We start from the raw sequence: 21599 nt of genomic DNA, 5'->3' as shown, positions 1-21599 counted from the left end.
GCCCCTTAATAAACCTCTATCCAGCGCTACTTTGGTCACTCGGTTCATTACCCCCCGATGAGCCTTTAGCTTCCTCTCCTCCTTTCCGCGCTGCGGAGGCCGGATTCTTATCAGGCATTTTTCCTGCCGATGCTTCTGCCGCAGCTTTGGCATAAGCCACCCCTTGTTTAACCATATCTACTACCTTAGTAGGGCTTGCTGTTACATGGTCCATGTTAGGTCCGCCAGTAACCTCTGAAGCAAATTGCCCAATTGATTGCGAAAAATAATAAAAAATCACTGAAAAAACTAATACATACAGCATACTCACTATTAAAGATAATCCATCTTTAGGGATAGATTTAATAGCGAATAATAGGAAAGGATGCTCCTCCCAACCATATCCTGAATAATATTTCAAAAGTTTATAGCCTGCACTCTTCTCACAGTTTTCCACATTTGATTCAGGCAATCTAATTTCAAAAGTACTAAACCCTCTCTGATTACTATCAAGATAATCATACCTTACAAATTGACAATTATCATATAAGGCTGAATCATACATCGTAACTAGCAAAGCAATAAATCCTGCAATTACTGCCGGTTGTAAAGCACAGGAAAGGCAAATTTTTAGCCATGCATCGAAATATGCCTTAGTTCTGGTGAATAAGGCCATAGGAATAAATATAGGAGAAATATAGGTCATCACATAAATAGTAATTAAACATACTAAATAATTTGTTAAAAAATATAAAACTATTGAGGTAAATATTACACAAAAGGCTATTCCGGCACCTACTAATATTATATTACCGGCCATAAAAAACCCAAACATTACCGGGAAAAATCTAAAAGTACCCGGACTCGTTAATACATTAACTGCCTTATCTGCTGAAGAAGTAAATTTGATAGACGCCCCTTTGTCCGCGCCAGCAATAGTATTAGGGATAGATTTCAGGAACTCGACAGTATTAGTAAGCACCTCTAGACCAAGATAATAACCTATCCTACAGTCAATGGCATCCCAGATTCCATAATGACTATAACCCGTTTGGTATTTCTCAACACTAAACGTACATAACCCTTTAGAACCAGCAGCATTAAACACTATTTGCGCAAATTGTGGGGCGATTTTAGTAAGTATAGGTAATCCATATTCTAGCATACCATTTGCCCGCGTTTCTTTACCCTGCTGAAAATATACTGGCCCTATCCCTGCAGCAAAATAAGTCACTAATAATAATTTGATAATAAAGGAGGCTATCTTATCAAGGTTCCCGTATTCTTTACTTAAAATCATATTAACCGCAAAAACCATCACATACATTATTAATGCCATTCTCACCGAGGTTTTTAGTGCTTCTTGGAAATTGGCAAAAGGATTCAGCGCGATCAAATTCATCTCTTTGGTATTACAGTTATTATATTGGAAAAAAACTTTGTCTAAGGTTTCTTTTACACACTCTACTGCTACCCCCGAAAAGTTAAATAATGATTGGCTTTTAGTATTGCCGCTATAACAGCTATCTCCTGCCACCTTACAGCGCTCATCTATAGGGGGAACAGGAGGAGGCGGTAGGGGAGATAAAGTAGGCTTACATGCTACTGGCATTTCTCCTCTAGAAGTTGGCATAGTTAAGCACATCTGCCCCTGAGACAGAATTTTTACTGTCAAAGGAATATCTTTTAGCAAATAATTTCCTCCAAGATTAGAATCGTCATCTAGCTCCCCAAGGGTTTTCCTTTCTCCTACATTAAGAGTAACGGCTTTACAAGTTACGCTTCCCCCTAGTCCCTGTTTTGATTGTTTAATACAAAATTTAAATTGCGGATCTGTCTCTTTACAACCATCCCTGATACTGAGCATATCGATGCTATATATAATATGGCCATAGGCAGTATCATTCTTTAAATAATTATCGGCTCCAAAGGAAGGTAGGGGTGTAGAGGGACATGACTCCCCAAACTGCGCCCAACCTGCTGTAGAAAAAAATATAAGGTAAAGTTGAATCAAAAATTTTATGACTTTATGAGTTTTCATCAGGGCCATCTTTTTTGATATTAGTTTTATCTCTTCCTGAAGTAGGTTGCTGTAACTCTTCCTTGTCTCCCACTATTGTCTCTCTATTTGACGCCCCAGATGAGATAGTATCTCTTCTGGAAGCTGGCGATAAATCTTCTTTATTACTCTTTAAAGCTGGTGAATTAAGCTTTGCGTTACTATCTTGCATTTCATGATGCTTTATTTCTTGCTCAGCATCACTCTGCTGTCCAGGTTGCAAGCCACGATCTGCCGTTTGTTGAGTCCTGTCAGACAATGCCTCAACTTTGTTGTCACTTGTTTCAGCGTGATCTGTAGAAATTTTCTGCAAGTTAGCCCCTGCTTCTTTATCTGCTTGCGCCTTTTTAATCTTTTTAATTACCTCTTCTACTGTCGCTACTTCCCTAGCTGCTCCTGCTTCTCCTGAAGGCTCATTTGCCTCTCTATTATCTTGAAGAGTAGAAGGTCTAGAAATAGGCAAATCTTGTATCCCTCCCCTTACTGCCCCACTTCCTCCATCTTCTACTTGTTCATGATCAACGCCTTGTTGTTCATTAGGCATAGATATACTATCCTGAGGCAAAGAGCCGGGCATACTCTTAATACCACCCCTTCCTATACCGCTACTTGTAGCCGATCTAGCAGTCCTTATACTACTATTCCCGCCCGCTGCTACTTCATCCCCTGGCGAAGAAGCAGTAGAGACAGAATCTGCGGGCCCTGAACTAGAGGAAGAATCGTCAGGTCCGCCGCCGCCTCCCGCTACCATATCTTTAGGCCCTGAAGGACCACCTGCTGCTTTATCCCCTGGCATCATCCCTTTAGCTGCCGCTGCTGCTGCCATCCCAGCTTTAAAAATTGCTTGCGGGTTAATAGTGACATTATGCAACGCTACCCCTTCTGTCATATCTGCAGCAAAACTTGCCAATTGAGCACTAAAATGATACATGAGATATAAAGTAAAGCATGCAGTAATCAAAGCTAAAATTATATCTTTGATTTTCTCAAAAATCATTTTAGGCATATCAAAAAACATGCCAGGGCTCATCTGAATACCTTGTAAATATGGAAACTGGTCCATGTAGGCCTGGGTACTCATAGTACCGGGCTTATTTTGCACTATTTCCTGCACCGTCTTTTTAGTAAAATCAAAAGCGGTCTTTAATGGATTATTCAGCATATAGCCTAAACTATTTTGGCAACTTTTAGCCTCCTCCTGGGAGGGATATGTATCAAATGCAGTATCAATATAAAATATCTTAACTTGCCTTTTGGGGGCAATATTACCTGTTATTAGTATATCTTCTACACTATTCTCTATTATTGTATTCTTATACCTACAATGACCGTAAAAACCAAAATCATAAACTGAAAACATCAAAATCATAAAAGTTGTTACTACCATTGGCTGCAGCAGAAATGATATGAGCAATTTTACCCAGGCCTCAAAATAACCACGAGTATAATCAAACAATAACATCGGAACAAAGAGAGGAGCCAGCACACTTAGGATCACTATACTGATCATGCACATAATTGTCGCATTAATCATAAAGGCTCCCACCGAGATTACCAACAAAGGATAAGCCAAAGCAAGAGATATTAGGGTCAGGTTTCCTGAAATAATTGCCGGAATCAATAAATATACATATGGGGGCGCTGAAAAACTAAAAAAGTCAAATCCTTTAGATGCATTTTCTACTAACAAGGTAGACAACATATCTAGCCCTAAATAGTGACTTATTCGGCAGTCCAAAGCATCCCATAAGGGCATATAAGCCAGCTTGGCATCATAGGCAAGGTCTGTATCGTCAAATTTACATAACTCAGAAGGGGCAGCATTCATAACCCATCCAGCTAATGTATCTATCCCCCCCAATAATAAGGGGAAGGCCCATTGGATCATGCCATCTAATCTGCCATAATCGTTATCCCCTCCCCCTGGATTAATGTTAATCCCTACTGCGAAATAGGTGACAAATAACATTTTCAGCACAAAATTAATTATATCTTTTTTGGGGGGAATATCTCCGGAAAGTATGAGTTTAAAGCCAAAGAAAATTACATATATTGTTAATAAAGCCGTGACTGTCCTATGCATTTTACGTTGAAATTGGAACAATATACTAGACTCTCGTTTGTTAGAATTAATAATATGATTAACATTATCAAAAGTACAAACATCCCTACTTAACAATAGCCTAGCGGTCATTTCCTTAAAACATTCTATTAACGGCGCGGTAATTACTATGGCCGTCTTGGAATTATTATAAGCTCTTTGATAGCAAGTAGAAGATGCCGCACCACACTCAACTAGTGCCATTGGATCTGTAGGGGCGCCTTTCTTGTCTGGGACAGTACCACCTGGGCTTATAAAACTTTGGTAAATAGAAATAGGGTTAGGTTCACTGATGTATTTGCAGCCCACCGGCAGATCCTCCCACGTGATCCCTTTAACTGTAATACACATAGTATCTTTAAACTGTCGGCCTTTAACCCAAACTGGTGGTATATCAGGTATAAAAACTGTCTGACCATCTTTGATATTATAAATATCATGATATTCTAATTTTGAATCACGCCAAATATACGCGATTTCCTTCCATGGCTCAGTATTAGTAAATATCGCCTTGGCTAGTATCACCAGCGTTTTCCCTATTGCCGTAGCATTAACAACTAGCAATTTTGCATTATTACATACCGCAAATGTCAACTTTGGGTCCTCACCAGGTTTATAGGGAATTTTATTATTCCTGGCGCATTGTCCCCCCGGAAATTCATTAATGCACTCTCCATTAGGCCCATCCTTCTTACATTTCCAGTGCTTATTATTACTATCAAATAATTCAGGATCATTTATTTTAAGACGCGTCATAGTATCTATATACAGGATTGGAGACAGTATATTAGCAATAGCCACGGTAAAAACTGGTGCCGGAATACAAGTATGGGCAAATTCTGTACGTACTAATAATTGTCCTAGTCCTTGCGTTTCACAAGTTAACTTTGTGATCGTGTCCACTATAGTGTTAAAAGTGCTACCTTCCTCACCCTTGTAGGTTTCAAGAGTATTGTCAGCACCTTTGTCAGTGTCAAGAGTATTTTCAGCGTAAATATTGGAAGTAGCAATTATATTTAATGTACTACATAAAATTAACAACTTAATAAACACCTTTATAGGACAAAATAAAAGTTTTACTGATTTTTGAATCATTTTTAATAGCTTATATAAAATAGCTGCGTGATAAAATATAACATTTATCTTAACTTTAATAATAGTAGCACAGTGTAGCAATATATTTCTTACATAAATCATTATTTTAGGCGTACTTTTATGAACAAGCAGCATTATAACCTTAATTTAATATAATAATTACTTATTATTAATTCGTGCGTGGTAGTTTGCTTGGTAAAATCTTTTATCACAGAATATAAGTGACAATGACAAAATTACCACCTAGAACATTACCCACTAGATTGACTTATTCAGGAAGCCTAATTTTAATAAAGCTCTTTCACCTCGTCATAAAAGATAGGCAGCCATCTTTCAGGATCATCACCATATTGCTCTCTAATGCGATCTAATAACAATATCGTCTCCACTCTGCCCGACAGAACATTAATGATATTGCTCATACCATCTAAACTTATTTTTGCTACTACCGCATCTACTCCTTGTTTTATTAAAAAGTAACGCGTTGATGGATCAGTAGTTTTAATCAATAAATATTCACGCTGGCTCAACATGAAAGCCGAGCGATACACATCCGTAGCCTTAAGATTAGGTAAAAATATTTGCGTAGCAGTTTGTTGAATAAGAGTATCACTAATTCTGCTTTTAGCCGCATCTTCAACGCTCTGAGTGGCAAAAATTACAAAAGTGTTCAGCTTGCGAAGTACTTTTAACCAATCTTTAATTTTAGGGCCAAATATTGGGTTATCAATTAGAGCCCAGGCTTCATCCAGCACTATCATAGTTCTTTGGCCATCTAAAGAAATGTTAATTCTATGAAAAATATACAACAATACAGGCGCTAAGCTGATCGGATCTTTTAATAAATCCGTCATGTCAAAACCAAATACCCTAGCCTTGAGTAAATCAATATTATCCTCATCATTGTCAAATACTCTAGCATGCGAACCTTTGCCAACCCACATACCAATCCTACCGACTAAGCTACCTGGACCATCTATACCTAAAAATGCAATAACATTTTTTAATTTTCTATCTTTTTGCGCTAACCTAAAGTTTCCACTTACTGCTTGTGATAAAATTTTATTATCTTCTGCTGTTACTGATTCTCCGTTAGAGGATACTAATACTTTAAGCCATTCTAATATAAAAGTTCTATTTTCTCCTGTATCCTTAAGCTGTAAAGGGTTAAGACCACAATTTACTGAAGGATCAATTTGGGTGTAAATACCTCCTATAGCTCTTATAAATATCTCCGCTCCTCGATCTTTATCAAAGAAAAACATTCTAGGTTTAAATTTTTGTGCTTGAGCACATAAAAAATTCATCAACACTGTTTTACCAGCCCCAGTAGGCCCTATTATTACGGTATGCCCTACGTCTCTAACGTGAAAATTAAAATAAAACGGTGTTCCAGAAGTAGTATCAAGTACAGTAACGTATTCTCCCCAGTGATTATTAAATATTTTACCTAATGGGTAGTTATGCATAGAGGCAAAACTAGCCATATTCAGAGTATTGATAGTAGAACCTCTAACTATATAATCCATATTTCCAGGAAGTTGCCCCCAATAGCTTGGTTCCATATTAATCTTTTCGCGCACCGGCTGAATTCCAACATTTGAAAGCTCAACTGAGGCCATGGATAAAGTATCTTCTAGAGATTTTAAATTATTATCACAACATAAAAGAGAAAAATGGTGATTACCGAACCCAATATCACCACTGGTAGCCATATCTAATGCTTGCGATATTTCAGCAATTTGAGATACTGCTTTATCTCCTGCTTGAATCATCCGATTTTGCTGTAACTGCATACCATGAATTGCCACAGACCTATTAGCAAAAATAAAACTTTGGGTCATTATAAACTCAAATGGCATTTGTAAAAAACCATCAAAAATACCCGCAGAGGTATGAGGAGTATATTCTAAAATACTGATGATCCCTGCATATCTTCGACCCGCTGGGCCACGGGCTTCTATAGATCTATTCCCAAAAAATAATCTATGGGTGGGTAGATATTGGTCAATTGAATTTCTTGAGACTGCCATTGGCATTGTGGAGCCACAATTTACTAAGGCCCCCAAAAATTCTAATATTTCACAATAGTAACCGCTTTTAGATTTTTGGATGCTGAGCAGGGTCGCACCATAGCTACTATAGGTATTGATAATTCTTGAAGTCATTTCCTGTAGGTTTTCATACATTTCGCGCATATCATTTTCCCACGCTGACTTATCCGACTTTTGTTTTAATAACTTCAGAAAATACTCTACAGCGGCAGCCCCAGCTTTATCAGGCCGATAAACAATACTAATATATAATTCATTAAAAAATGATCTAGAACCGGTAGCATGTTTCCTACGCCATTCAGTAGTTAAATATGTTATAAAGTCATTAGGCATTTTGATAGTAGGGTCAACAGTATATTCTTCCCCCTCAAAAAATACTGGCTTACGTCTTCTAATAGTATGAAAATACAATACTATGTTGCCTGAAGTCATATTTTTCAGTAAAGAATTTCTGATATTTTTTTTAATATCTAAATCTTCATCATCTGCAGTCTCAAAGGAAAAACCTCCTACTTTTATTACCTGTAGTAATTCATTATTTTTAGTTAGAATAGTATTACTATTCCAATGACATTTGTATGGAATAAAGTGAGAAGTGGCTTTTTCTTTTCTTGCTCTTGCTTCCTTAGCCGTTTTTGTTAAAAATAATTTTATCATTCGTCCTTATGTTTTTAATATCTCTTGCTGATAAGGCGATATCTATAGATAATACCCCCTCCTCTTTCGATGATCTTGCTGATAGGCGCGATGGTAAAACCTATAGATAATAGGGAAGCACTGAGTAACGACGCATGCAAATTCATAGCAGAGCAGTATATAGACTTCTAAATCCCGTATGAATTCGCTCCATAGAATGACCTATTAGGGCATTGACTACATCTCGAAGATTTATTTAAAAATATTTCCACAAATCTAGGTTCTTTAAAGCATATTATATACCCAATTATATGGATCACAAAAGCAACGAATAAGTTCATTATACTGTTGCTCTGAATAAACAGAGTCATTGCAATAATCATATTAAGCGCAAAAAACTTGATACTTACTCCAAATATCATTGCCGGCCTTGTTAAACCTACAAACAAAGGATCGGAAGATAGTCTACCTGTCATAATGCATTCTCTTTATTTATAAACATACTTAATAACATAGAGTCAGGGAATGTGGCATCCACAAAATGCACGCACTCAGTGCTGCTCTGAATAGCGTTGAGAGCAGCTTCAATTAAAGAAATTTTTTTAGGTTCATTAGTAAGGCTCAGCATGGCTTTAAGTGTATTAACATCTCGCACCTTTAACCCTTGCATTCCTTCAAATTCTGATTCTTCATAAAATAAGACCAAGTGATCTGCGTCTAAGGAAGAAGAAATTAGGGAAACAGTCAAATTGACATCTAATAAATGGGTATTGCCATTTTCATCACTTGCTACGGGCGAAATAACAGGAATAATATTATTATCTTCAAAATTTATTAGAATTTCAGGATTTACTATGACAGGTTCACTGATAAAACCAATATCTATAACATCCTGGTTAGTAGCGCGCCTATGGGATAATTTGGATTGTTTTGCTTGAATCAGATTAGCATCTTTACAAGAAATACCAATAGCATAGCATCCTACACTACAAAGCTTTGAAACTATACGTTTATTAATATAACCTGATAAAACCATCTCCATAATTTGAGACCTTTTATAGTCAGCTATCTTCACATTATTGATAACTTTGTCCTCAAAGCCAAATAATTTTAGCGTATCATTTACCAAATTAGTATGATCATGAACTATAAAGATTTTTACTCCACAACTATCAAGCAAATGTATTATTTCTGCAAAATTAGTTAACAATTCATCATTTTCAATAATCAGGGAAGGTAGCTTAACCACTAAGAGTTGGTCTCTAATTTCACTACTACCCCTTAGGATCTCTTTAATTAGAGTTGTATTTTTTGTATGAGCAAAACCTTTATCTTTTTTATCTTTATAATTTGATGCATTTTGCCAAACTAAATTGCAATTCTTTTGCACCTTCCTTACTCCTAATACTTGTATAGATTACATTACATGAGCGGTCTAAAGTTGCAAGAAAATTCTGTATATCGGAAGCTAGGTTTTCTCTATTTGTTATTTTATCTACCTTAGTCAAAACAATTTGGAAATCTCTGTTGTACGAAATTAACAATTTCGCAATGTCCATATCATGTTGTTTAAGTCCCCTTCTAGCATCTATTAATAAATTTACTATTTTAAGGTTTAAGCTATTTTTTAAGTAATAGACTATTAATTCTTCCCATTGTTGTTTTATACTAATTGGTACCTTGGCAAAACCATATCCAGGCAGATCTACCAAAACCATCTTATTACTAAGCAAAAAAAAATTTATTTGTCTAGTACGCCCCGGGGTGCGAGATACTTTAGCTAGCCCAGAATTATTACATATATTATTAATTAAGCTAGACTTACCAACATTTGATTTCCCAATAAAGGCTATTTCGGGCAGGAAACTTTTTGGAAATTGTTTTATTGTAGCCACGCCGGCAATAAATTTTGCTTCTTGCCGGAAAATTTTAGTAACTTTATCAACGGACATTTTTCTCTAATTTATTAATATAATATTGTTGGATTATAGATAAAATATTGTTCCAAGACCAATAAATCAATAATCCTACTGGGAAACTACTGAACATAATGAGAAAGATTAAAGGCATGAATTTCATTACTTGCGCTTGGATAGGATCCGCCGGTTCTGGGCTCATTTTCTGTTGTAAAAACATAGTGATAGCCATAATAATAGGCCAGACCCCGATCATTAGGAAATTTGGCGGAGTAAAAGGCAGCAGCCCAAATAAGTTAAAAATTGTTGTAGGATCTGCGGCCGATAGATCTTTTACCCAACCAAAAAATGGAGCATGCCTCATCTCAATGGTAACATATAATACTTTATAAATAGAAAAAAATACTGGGATTTGGACGATTAATGGTAGACAGCCAGCAATAGGATTAACCTTCTCTTTTTTATATAATGCCATAATTTCTTGATTAAGCCGCATTTTATCTTCAGCATAGAGAGCTCTAATCCGTTCTATTTCGGGCTGCAGGTTTTTCATTTTTTTCATAGAACGATATGATTTACTCGCTAAAGTAAACATTAAAAGTTTGATAATAACAGTAACAATTAATATGCTAATACCAAAATTACCTACATAATTATAAAAAAAGTTCAAAGTATTAAAAACTGGTTTAGTTATTATATAAAACCAACCAAAGTCAATAGCTCGGTCAAATAATTCAATATTATATTGTTTTTCATATTGATCTAATAAATCTACTTTCTTAGCACCAGCAAATAATTTCTGGGAAACAGTGAATTCTGTTCCCGCTTCTATCTCTTTAAGAGGAGAGAGGAAATCAGTTTGATATCTTGCCTCGCCATTTTTCGCAGCATAATTGAAATTAGAACTGTAGCTACTTACTTTATCAGGTATTAAAGCAGCCAACCAATATTTATCTGTGATACCAATCCACTCAAGTCTAGCGGGGGGAAATTTAACGCCCTTCTTATCTTTAATATCATCAAAAGAACATTCTTTAAGCCGTCCATCAATAGAACTGATGGGGCCTTGATGCAGAATATTAACGGCCTTTTCCTTAGCTTGATACTGCCTATTAATGAGCCCATAATATTGCACTGCTATGGAATGTTTACTATTATTTACTATAGTTTGATCTATCTTAAATAAGTAATTATTATCCATGCTTATATTCACAAGAAACTTAATTCCCGCCTGATTAACCCAGGAAAGCTTAATAGGCTTTGTAGGAGTTATCTCCTCACTATCCGCTTCCCAAAGTGTATCACTATTTGGTAGCTCTAGCTGCTTGTTACTACTAAACCACCCTATTTCAGCAAAATATGCTTCTTTAGAAGTTGAAGGAGAAAATAATATTACTGCTTTACTATCTTCAGTTAAATCTTGCTTATAGTTCAACAAGATTAAATCATCGAACCGTAACCCTTTTAAGGCAATAGATCCAGAAAGTACTTTAGAATTTATCTTAACTCGTGGTGAAGCAGTAGCTTGCGCGTCTTGAGTAGAAGACGATAATATCTTATTGCGGTCTAACGCTTGTTGTCTTAACTGCTGAGTTTGTTGGTATATTTTATTTTGTTGTTCAATTTTTTTTAATCTTGGTTTATCATAAAAATATTGCCAACCGACAATAATACCAAGTGACAACAGCACAGCAGCTACTAGATTAAATATGTTATGATTCATTATGTTCTAAAATAATTTAAATAATTTATAACCTGAACTGGTTTAAAAAGATTTCTATAAGATTTAGGGAAAATAATCAAGGTAATTGATTATTTTAATAAACTTCTTGCATAATTCAATCTAGTCGGTCATTTCATCTTTGAGACAGAACATAATTTCAAATAATTGATATCTTGCATTATACGATTACTCTAACTATATAACACTTATTATCTTCTGAATTTTTAAGTTTATGGGGTCATAAAATGAATATAGAAAAATTTACCACCCATGCCAAGTCTGTGATTTCTAACGCCCAAAATCTAGCAGCAAAAAATGATCATCAACAAATATTACCTCTACATATCCTAGAGGCTTTATTAAAAGATGAAAGCGGGGTCATTATTAATCTGATTAATACTTTAGGGGTTAATTTAGATAATCTAAATAACTTGCTGACAATTGAACTTGCTAAAATTCCAAAAGTACAGGTACAAGGAGGCAGTCAGTTATATCTCGCTTCAGAAACAATAAAATTGTTAGATAAGGCTTCTGAGCTTGCTAAAAAACATAAGGATAATTTTATAACTGTAGAACGAATTTTTGAAGCTTTATCGTATGATAAGACTGTAGCGGGAACAATTTTAACAGATAATGCAATTACGAACCAAAAAATCAGCGCCGCTATTCTTTCTCTACGAAAGGGTAAAAAGGCGGATAGTGAATCTTCAGAAGGAAGTTACGATGCTTTAAAGAAATATGGAAGAGATGTAACAGAATTAGCAGAACTTGGTAAATTAGACCCAATAATTGGTAGAGACGAAGAAATTAGAAGGACTATACAGGTTTTATCAAGGAGAATGAAAAACAACCCTGTATTAATAGGAGAACCAGGAGTAGGTAAAACAGCCATAATCGAAGGTCTGGCTCAAAGAATGTTTGCCCATGATATTCCGGAAACTCTAGCCAATTGTCGTATTATAGAGCTGGATATGGGCGCTTTAATTGCAGGAGCTAAATACCGCGGAGAATTTGAAGAACGACTTAAAGCAGTACTTGGTGAAATTAAGAACTCAAGCGGAGAAATTATTTTATTCATTGATGAGTTACATCTTTTAGTAGGCACCGGTAAAACAGAGGGAGCAATGGATGCTTCAAATTTACTTAAACCAATGCTTGCAAGAGGAGAACTACATTGTATTGGCGCTACCACTTTAGATGAATATCGTAAGTATATTGAAAAAGATGCGGCACTAGCAAGGAGATTTCAAGCAGTATATGTTAATGAGCCAACTGTGGTAGATACGATTTCTATCTTAAGGGGTATTAAAGATAAATACGAATTACATCATGGTGTAAGGATTTCTGACAGCGCGATTGTCGCGGCTAGTACTTTATCTAATAGATATATTACTGATCGTTATTTACCAGATAAAGCAATTGACTTAATTGATGAAGCCTGTAGCAGGTTAAAAATAGAATTATCTAGTAAACCAGAAGAATTAGATGAGCTTGATCGCCGAATAATTCAAATCAAAATTGAATTAACGGCTCTAAAAAAAGAAGATGATGACATCTCTAAAAAGAAAATTCTTAATTTAACAGAAGAACTACAAAAGCTTGAAGTACTTTCTTATGATATGACTACTAATTGGCAAGCAGAGAAAGACAAAATCCAAATTGAACAAAAGCTAAAAGAAGAGTTAGAAAAAGCTAGATTAGAATTAGAAAGAGCAGAAAGATCTGGCTCACTGGCACGGGCTAGTGAGTTAAAATATGGAGTTATTCCTGATTTAACTAACAAGCTACAACAAGCAATGGCTATTGAGCACCATACCACCTTCCAAGAAGTTGTATCCGAAAATGATATAGCAATCATTATTTCTAAGATCACAGGTATACCAATTGAGGCGATGCTCTCTAGTGAACGGGAAAAACTTCTTAACATGGAGGATAAAATTCGTGAAACAGTGATAGGGCAAGATGAAGCGATTAAAAGCATAAGCGATGCAGTGCGTCGTGCGCGGGCTGGCCTGCAAGATGTGAATCATCCTTTAGGATCATTTTTATTCCTAGGTCCCACTGGCGTTGGTAAAACTGAACTAGCTAAAGCACTAGCACTCTTTTTATTCGATGATCGTAATGCTTTACTACGGATTGACATGTCAGAATATATGGAGAAACATTCTATATCCCGTTTGATTGGAGCGCCTCCAGGATATGTAGGTTATGAACAAGGGGGAGTGTTAACCGAGGCAGTACGTAGGCGACCTTATCAAGTTATTTTATTTGATGAGGTAGAAAAAGCACATTCTGATATTTTTAATATTATGCTACAAATACTTGATGAAGGCCATTTAACTGATAGTCAAGGGGTAACTGTTGATTTTAAAAATACTATTATCATTCTGACTTCTAATATTGGCGCAGAAATACTCATTAATCAAAAAGAAGAAGACGAAGATAGCCAAATTAAAGAACAAATAATGGAACATGTACGAGCAATATTTAAACCAGAATTTTTAAATAGGCTAGACGAGATTATTATGTTTCATAAATTAAGCCGAAATAATATCCATGATATTGTTAAAATCCAGCTCGATCATTTAAAAAATATTTTATCTCTACAAAATATTACCTTACAATTTGAGGAATCTGCAATAGATTACCTTGCGGATAAAGGATATGATCCAATGTTTGGTGCTAGGCCTTTAAAAAGAGTTATCCAGCGAGAATTACAAAATAATTTCGCTAAGCTGATTCTTGGCGGTAATATCCAAAGCGATGATACAGTTAAGATAGCAAGAGAGGCTGAAGGATTAACGATTCAAAAAGCTTAAAATAATTATAAATAACAATATGGCTTATAATAAACCAAAAAAGCAACTTACCGTATGGATCCTTGCTGATAGTCGAATTGGCAACATAAACCAAGCTATCGGCCTAGCAGAACACATAGGATGGAACTACGAATTAAAACCTATTGAATATAATTTCTGGGTTAAGTTACCAAATTGCTTACTAGCGGTTACTCCCATTCATATTAAAAGCAGCTCATTCGACTCGAATGACGCCAGTAAATTTCCTAATGTAATCATTTCGGCCGGTAGAAGAACAGCAAGCTTAGCAAGCTACTTACGTCGCAAATCTGGTAATAAAATAAAAATCATTCAAATTATGCATCCTAATTTACCCTTGCAGCAATTTGAGCTAGTGATTTTACCCTACCATGATAAAATAAATAACAATGAGCTCAATATCCTGAGAATTACTGGCGCCCTTAATAATGTTCAAGCTAAAATAGCTACTGCCGGCAAAGCACTACATCAAAAATATCCGCAACTTGGAAAATTTATTGCGGTCATTATAGGAGGCAATAGTAAAAATTATAATTTTACTATTGAAAATGCTAGAGAATTTGCAAGTACATTATCTAATATTGTGCAAGACCAGCATCATACTCTTTTTATTAGTTTTAGTAGACGGACCCCAGGGGGAGTCAAACAAATTATCACAAATAATATACCTCATACTGCTATTATCTATGACCCCACACAAGCAGAAGGACCGCCCAATCCCTATCTGGGAATGCTAGCAGAGGCAGATTATATAGTTGCCACTGCTGACTCAATTTCTATGTGTAGTGAGGCAGCTTCTACTGGCAAGCCATTATATATATTATGCCCTAAAAATTTTAAATCCCATAAGCATTTATCTTTCGTACAACAGCTGGTAAAATTAGGAATAGCTAAAATGTTAAATAACTCTACCTCTAAACTTGTACCTTATACATATACCCCTCTTAATGAAGTAGCTAGAATTGCTAATATAGTAATATCTAAAATTGAGACAACATCATGATTTATACAGTTAACCAGCAACCTCCCGACCAAGACCAGGAATGGCAACAGCTTACATTAGTGGATTCTCATTGTCACCTTAACATGTTAAAAAATAATTTATCAGAAATTTTAAGTAACGCCCAAAATAACGGTGTTAAATATATGCAGACTATTTGCACTACTATTGAAGAGTTGCCAGATATTATTAGTATCGCTGAACAATATGATAATATATTTGCTTCCTGTGGAGTGCATCCTAATGAAGTAAAAGAAATTATTCCTTATGAAGCTATTATAAATTACTCTCATCATCCCAAAATTATTGGAATTGGGGAGACAGGCCTTGATTATTATTACAACACAACGGAAAAAGCTAATCAAATTAGTTCTTTAATAGAACCTATAAAGGCAGCGAGCCTTAGCCAGCTACCAATTATAATTCATACTAGAGAGGCGGAAGAGGATACCAACGATATTTTAAGCACTGAGATGAAAAATTCTCCTTTTCCTGGCTTGATTCATTGTTTTACTGCTTCTAAATATTTTGCCAAGAAAATGCTTGACATTGGTATGTATATCTCAATTGCGGGAATTGTGACTTTTAAAAATGCCCAGGACTTGCAAGAAATAGTGCGCTATATACCCCTAGATCGTCTATTAATCGAGACCGATTCCCCTTATTTAGCCCCAAATCCTATGCGAGGGAAACCAAATGAACCAGCTTTTGTCAAGTATGTAGCAGAGAAAATAGCCGAATTAAAAGGGATCGGCTTTAACGAAGTTGCCCGCATTACTACCAGAAATTTTACCACTCTATTCACTAAAGCTAATTTAAATCCTCTATTACATACTGTTTGCACCTGAAAAACCGGTAGAGTCAATTAATATAAATTCCTCACGTTAACGAATTGTTTTTTTATTTTATTGTGAACTCACCTACTTATATTTATATATTATACCCCCATATTCAATCATTCAGTTGTAATACCTTTAGAATATCTATATCATAGCTCACTTAACAAACAGTTAATTTTTTAATAAATAATAAGGACTAATATAATGAATCTTATCAATTTGACACAAGGAGTATTAAGAATAGATTGTAGTATAAAGAAAAATATTACCGAAATACTCTCTAAAATAGGGGAATATCCGTGCAAACTTGAGAGGGGGCATTTTAATTTAGATTATTGGCTTCTAGATTGTCGTTTTTCGCCTAAAGAATTTAAGCTTGTACTAGATAATATATACCAACACCTGGTCGTTAAGTGTGGCGATAAGATAGTAGAGTGGCTTAAGAGTAAGCCATTGACTGCTTATATTGATCTTAGTAATGAGGGAGAAAAAATAGAAGGAGTTCAAATTAAGGAAGCAACAAAATTTCTGTGCAAGGTAATGAAAAACTTGACTCGTGTGGTAGACTTTAATCAGGCGCTACATAAGTCATTAAAGATAATAATTGAGCTAGGCGATAATATCACTAATGTCGATGAGACAATAACGTTAATAGAAGATTCCCCTGCAATAATAGTACAGGAAGTAAATGAAGGCCATGGCGATTTCCACAGTTTAGCTATTCATAGTGGGCTCATTAGGAATAACAGCTGCATGATCCAAGAAGGAGATATGATGCGACCTGAATATAAGCCCCACGCTGTGGTGGCTCTGCAGATAGTATTAGCAGTAGGGGGGATAGCCGCAAGCGTTGCTATATTGGGAGCAATAGGGAAATTCTGTAAAGACGCCTGGTGTAAAAAGTATCAAAATTCACCTCCTTCATCAGAAAATACTAGCAGCTCACTAGAATTAACAGTATTAAATAGGCCTGAGACAGAAAATTGTGAAGTAGTCTCAATGGCAGGAGAGGTTAACCTAGCTTTAACCGTCAACGCTGAATAATTGATGCCTTGAAGTTCGATATATATACTGCTCACACCTGAAGAGTTGGTAGACGATAGAATCAACTTCAAGAAGAGCGAGGAGGCTCAAAGTCGAGCAGCGCAGCGTACTAAAGTACGTGAGCACGCGAAACTTTGATAAAATAGACCTCTTGCATAACCTAATCTAATTGGTAATTTTGTCGTCGAAACTCCTCTCTGTTCCTCACGTACGTCTATGTACGCTGCGGTACTCGACTTCGTTTCTCCTGAAAATTCTTCAATTATCTTTAGGTTATGCAAGAGGTCTAATGAAAAAACAACTCTTGAAAGGCGAAGAGGATACTCTTCTTTGTAGAAGAGTATCAAGTAGGTAGGATAATAACGAAATATGGGCCAATTTAGCCTCTAATTATAGAGGAGCTTCAGCCTATAAGTCATGGTGTGATTCTGGAGCCACTCCTACAAGCGGCGCATCCTCCCCCATAGCGACCGTTGTAGGGCCGTAATTATGGAATACCTCGGATGGTGAGGGCGGCGTATAGCGGGTGGCAGTGGTTGAGTCCACTATATCCCCTAGCTGATTAATCCGATCTAGCTCCTTAATCCAATAATTAAGGTCTTGAGGAGTTTCCCTATTACCCTTTTCTTCGCTTGATATGGTCTGTAGGGGAGCCTCCTCATTTAGGGGGAGCAACTTAACCGTTGGTTTTGGCTCTACCTTTGCAGGAGCTAATAAGGCGGGAGGTACAGGGGGAAGGGGCTTGTTAGGACGCGGGGGAGTGGGCGGAGCTGTCTTTGAAACTGTCCCTGGTTGTATGTGTGGTGCTTTACCTACTTCAGGGCTGTTAAGCTCTTGACTGCCCCCACTTACGTATAAATTCGGAACCTTGCTAGCTGGCTTGGAGTGGCCGTTATTTACTTCGGCTAGCTCGATAGTGACTGTCATAGTAGATTCTGTCTTTTTAGGGGTGGCACTTTTTTGGGAGTCCTGAAATTTTTTTTCGGCTATCTTCTCGGTTATCTCCTGTATTAACTTCGGCGGAAAAGGCTTTGGTGAGACATTAGAATTTTCCTGCGTTTCAGAATTCTTTCGCAGCAACGCCTTGCTTTCTGAGGTCGGTATTTGCAGTGAATTCGTCGGTGAAAGACTGTCGTTAGGCTCTGGTAAGAGGCTTGAGAGAAGGTTAGCATTTGACCTTAGTGGGACTTCTGCTGACTCTATTAAAGCATCATTTTCGTTTGTAACCACAACGCCGTCTACCTCATTTGCTTCGGCTAGTAAGTCAGCTCCTGGTGCTTCGTTGCCTATATCCAGTGAACGTTCCTGATCCGCTTCCCTCACATTATATTCCCCCCCCGCTGGCTTACAACAATATCTATATATTATATAACTACCACCAGAAATTAACAGTAATGCTCCTCCTACGCATGCTGCTATTATCCAACTTAACTGCGCAGGACTCAGAGGTTTATTACTATTATCCTGGGTTATAATTTTTCTAAACTCATCGATAGTGTGATTCAACACTCCCCCTACTGTTATATCGCTGCCATTACCCGGAAGTCGCAGCCCAAATATTGGGTGATCTTTCGGGTATACTATATCGTTACCCCCCCCCTCATTTGCTGTCCCATTTGCGCTAAATCCCGGAGTTGTAACCTCAGCGCTTGTTAGCCCTAGGACTTTTGAATATCCTATTCCAGGAGTTGTACTTTTAGGGAGGACGGACGTAACTGCTCCTATGAGCGTACTCACAAAATTTATAGCTCCTAAAACGGCAGAGTTTTGGGTAGAAGTTTTCTTCGCTAAGTCCTCTATTATTAGGGCAAAATCATCTTGCACCATTTGTAGCGTAGTAGGTGGGTTCGTTTCGGATTTGGTGTTCGGTCTCGAGGTAGCTTTAGCAGTGGTACGATGTCTCGCGGTGATACGAAGAGGAGTAGTAGAAGTACTGGGCTCACTAGTAGAGGTAGTAGGAATAGTAGCGGTAAGTCCTGGGGTAGTAGCTGCAGTAGAACTTGTAGTAGGAAGCAAAACTGTAGTAGCAGAGCTACTGGTAGCACTTAATGTGGTTGTCTCACTAGGAACAGCCAAGACAGGCTTTTCATAAACGGGCCGTATAGCATCAGAGGGAAGAAGAACATTCCAAGAACCATCACTAACATCTATATCCCCTGGTTCAATAGATATCTTACCTGCCTTTATTGACGCCGATTTATCTGGAAGCATTGCTTTGGTAGGGCTACTAGAAACGGATGTTACTTGGGATAAATGAGTAGAGGGTTCTTTGTGCAATATTGTAAATTTTCCACCACTTTTCTCCACCTTATATCCCTCATTGTGAAAGACCCACCTATCCCGATTCTGCCACTCGTGCTCACAGCTTATATGCTTATCAATTATTTTTATCACGTCATCACAAAATATTGTTGCTGGACAATTCTGATAACTGGACATCGGCTTACCTAACTCCTCCCATAGATTTTTACCATTGGCTAGGAAAAATTTTTGGCAAATATCCGGCATAAATCCCCAAGGAGGCGAACCCCATTGTGAGAATTTAGCACAGGCCTGCTGCACTTGAAATTTAGCGCGCATCAAACTATTTATCCCCTCTTCTCTTTTATTCATTTGCTCTCTCCTTATGTCCTGGCTTTGTGATAACTCTCTATCTGGTAATCTCATACTACTCTGTCCTTTTTTAATTAATAATTCTTTTTATTTAACAAAAGCTTACATTTGCTAAGTTTATTTTGTATCCCTAAAGCATTACAGCCGTTGTTGGTTAAATAGTTCTATAAATATTAAAATATTAATGCTTATTAACCGCTTGTAAGGTATAGAGAGAAATAAAGATAAATCAAGTGTTTTTTCCACTGACTTATTAGACTTCCTTCATAAGCCAAAAATAGTTAAGGGATTTTTAGGAAAAACGAAGCTGAGCACCATAATGTACTCAAATGTACATGAGGAGCGTAGGCAAGTTTTGACTACAAAATCACCCACTAGATCGAACTTATGAAGGAAGTCTATTAGATTTTTATCACTCAAGCGTTATAGGCATCCCTATCGCGGCGACCTAAGGAAAAGCACTTTAATATTATAATATTCCTAAAAATACGCCATGTTCGACTTTTTTTTAGCAGGTAACTAATTTTTCGAGTTGTGTTGGCACAAGTTTTAAAGACTTTGTCAAAAATGTAGCAATAGTATGAGCAAGTAATTTTCTAGCGATGCGAGATTGTAGATGCCAGTAACTCTTAACTCTGATAGCATTAATAGCAAAACGTTCTGTAAGCTGACCAATAACAGTTTCAATTAAACGACGAGTAGCAGTAATCCATTTAAGGAAATTCTTGGATCTATTATCCTTCATATTCTTTTTTAAAGGTGTTTGTAAATCAATGTTTTTGGTGGCCAACTCATCTTTTAAATCCTGACCAAGATAGCCTTTATCGCCCAGTACCATGCCACTAATATTAGGAGACATTACTTGCAGAGCTTCACGTTCAGACCCATTAGCAGGAGTTATCATGAATCCAGCTATTCGACCTTCTTCATTAATTAATACGTGTCCTAGAAAACCGTAATAATAGCTATCTTTCGAAGCGCAGTACCCATAGTCAGCGTATTCCTTAAAACATCGCCCTCTCGTTGCTCGGGCCAAATTTATTACAGGAATCGGTACCCCATCTATCATATGCAGATCTGATTTGCTTGCACTCTTAAACAAGTCGGCAAGCAGCATGTTCTTAATAGATAAAAGACCGCTACATTGCTTCACATAAGACGGTCTACTCTTTAGATTGGGAAACCATTCTTGAAAATGACGTTTAAAATATTCCCATATCTGCTTGTCTTGGTGCAAACCGATAAATTCTCCCACCACTTCCATTGTTAATGCTTCCACGTCACTTAAGCAAGGTGGAAATCCTGCTTTCCTTACTTTGATATTTTTGGTTATTATAGTCATTTTTTCTTCTATGAAACAATACACAGTAATGATAAACTCTTCTAGGGTCATAGCTTCTTTCTCGATAATTGAACTATGACCTTATTAGGCTATCCTATTCTTTTGTCAATCTTAAAAAAAAGTCGAACATGGCGTTAAAAATACTTGATTTATTTTTTTTATTATCTATACCTTACAGTAGATTAATATAATTTAATATTTTAACTATTATATTAATAATCTTAATCGATCCTTGCTAGGGTTTGTGAAGGCTTCTATGTAATGAGATTTATAGGCATTTTTGCTCACAGAACCGCAAGCGTACTAGAGTGTATGTGAGGATTCGAGCACGAAAATAACGACGAAATCAACCATTAGATAG

Annotated in this window: 14 protein-coding genes; 4 read left to right on the top strand and 10 right to left on the bottom strand. The window is 36.6% G+C overall.

Going from position 1 to position 21599, the window contains the following annotated elements; genetic code table 11:
* Positions 1-16: 16 nt before the first annotated feature.
* The 7 genes from AAGD44_RS07195 to yidC all read right to left on the bottom strand — a co-directional run bounded on the left by AAGD44_RS07195 (position 17) and on the right by yidC (position 11563).
* Positions 17-2020 (bottom strand): type IV secretion system protein, encoded by a 2004-nt coding sequence (locus AAGD44_RS07195; protein WP_341763988.1) that lies wholly within the window; start codon positions 2018-2020, stop codon positions 17-19.
* A complete protein-coding gene (locus AAGD44_RS07190; protein WP_341763987.1) occupies positions 2007-5336 on the bottom strand; it encodes a type IV secretion system protein in 3330 nt (1109 codons plus the stop codon). Before AAGD44_RS07190 ends, AAGD44_RS07195 begins: the two co-directional genes overlap by 14 nt.
* A 185-nt stretch (positions 5337-5521) precedes the next feature.
* Positions 5522-7942, bottom strand: a complete 2421-nt coding sequence (locus tag AAGD44_RS07185) for a VirB4 family type IV secretion/conjugal transfer ATPase (RefSeq protein ID WP_341764707.1) — start codon at positions 7940-7942, stop codon at positions 5522-5524.
* Between the two features lie 170 nt (positions 7943-8112).
* Positions 8113-8400, bottom strand: coding sequence for a VirB3 family type IV secretion system protein (locus AAGD44_RS07180; RefSeq protein WP_341763986.1), 288 nt, complete (start codon positions 8398-8400; stop codon positions 8113-8115).
* Complete coding sequence (locus AAGD44_RS07175; protein WP_341763985.1) at positions 8397-9314, bottom strand: acetylglutamate kinase; 918 nt, start codon at positions 9312-9314, stop codon at positions 8397-8399. The genes AAGD44_RS07180 and AAGD44_RS07175 overlap by 4 nt, the downstream gene beginning before the upstream one ends.
* Complete coding sequence (gene yihA, locus AAGD44_RS07170) at positions 9268-9876, bottom strand: ribosome biogenesis GTP-binding protein YihA/YsxC (protein ID WP_341763984.1); 609 nt, start codon at positions 9874-9876, stop codon at positions 9268-9270. Before yihA ends, AAGD44_RS07175 begins: the two co-directional genes overlap by 47 nt.
* Positions 9866-11563, bottom strand: coding sequence for a membrane protein insertase YidC (gene yidC, locus AAGD44_RS07165; protein WP_341763983.1), 1698 nt, complete (start codon positions 11561-11563; stop codon positions 9866-9868). Before yidC ends, yihA begins: the two co-directional genes overlap by 11 nt.
* A gap of 245 nt (positions 11564-11808) precedes the next feature.
* Between yidC and clpB the strand changes: the two genes are divergently transcribed.
* The 4 genes from clpB to AAGD44_RS07145 all read left to right on the top strand — a co-directional run bounded on the left by clpB (position 11809) and on the right by AAGD44_RS07145 (position 17283).
* Positions 11809-14382 carry an ATP-dependent chaperone ClpB gene (clpB, locus tag AAGD44_RS07160; protein ID WP_341763982.1) on the top strand — a complete coding sequence of 858 codons (2574 nt, stop codon included), beginning with the start codon at positions 11809-11811 and terminating at the stop codon, positions 14380-14382.
* A 19-nt stretch (positions 14383-14401) separates the two neighbouring features.
* On the top strand, positions 14402-15403 hold the full coding sequence (locus AAGD44_RS07155; protein WP_341763981.1) for a mitochondrial fission ELM1 family protein: 1002 nt from the start codon (positions 14402-14404) through the stop codon (positions 15401-15403).
* Positions 15400-16248: a TatD family hydrolase gene (locus AAGD44_RS07150; protein ID WP_341763980.1), complete on the top strand. Its 849-nt coding sequence runs from the start codon at positions 15400-15402 to the stop codon at positions 16246-16248. The genes AAGD44_RS07155 and AAGD44_RS07150 overlap by 4 nt, the downstream gene beginning before the upstream one ends.
* 210 nt (positions 16249-16458) lie before the next feature.
* Positions 16459-17283, top strand: coding sequence for a hypothetical protein (locus AAGD44_RS07145; protein ID WP_341763979.1), 825 nt, complete (start codon positions 16459-16461; stop codon positions 17281-17283).
* A gap of 86 nt (positions 17284-17369) precedes the next feature.
* Here the strand turns inward: AAGD44_RS07145 and AAGD44_RS07140 are convergent, their stop codons facing one another.
* From AAGD44_RS07140 to AAGD44_RS07130, 3 genes are all read right to left on the bottom strand, one after another.
* A complete protein-coding gene (locus tag AAGD44_RS07140; protein ID WP_341763978.1) occupies positions 17370-17564 on the bottom strand; it encodes a palindromic element RPE1 domain-containing protein in 195 nt (64 codons plus the stop codon).
* Between the two features lie 127 nt (positions 17565-17691).
* Positions 17692-19950 (bottom strand): hypothetical protein, encoded by a 2259-nt coding sequence (locus tag AAGD44_RS07135; RefSeq protein ID WP_341763977.1) that lies wholly within the window; start codon positions 19948-19950, stop codon positions 17692-17694.
* Positions 19951-20404: 454 nt separating this feature from the next.
* Entirely contained in the window at positions 20405-21289 is an 885-nt protein-coding gene (locus tag AAGD44_RS07130; RefSeq protein WP_341763539.1) for an IS982 family transposase, read from the bottom strand.
* Positions 21290-21599: the final 310 nt, after the last annotated feature.

Source organism: Candidatus Tisiphia endosymbiont of Beris chalybata (genome assembly GCF_964026555.1).
In the GTDB taxonomy this organism is placed as follows: domain Bacteria; phylum Pseudomonadota; class Alphaproteobacteria; order Rickettsiales; family Rickettsiaceae; genus Tisiphia.
Note: the sequence above shows the minus strand (reverse complement) of the source record. Positions and strands in the feature narration are given on the sequence as shown.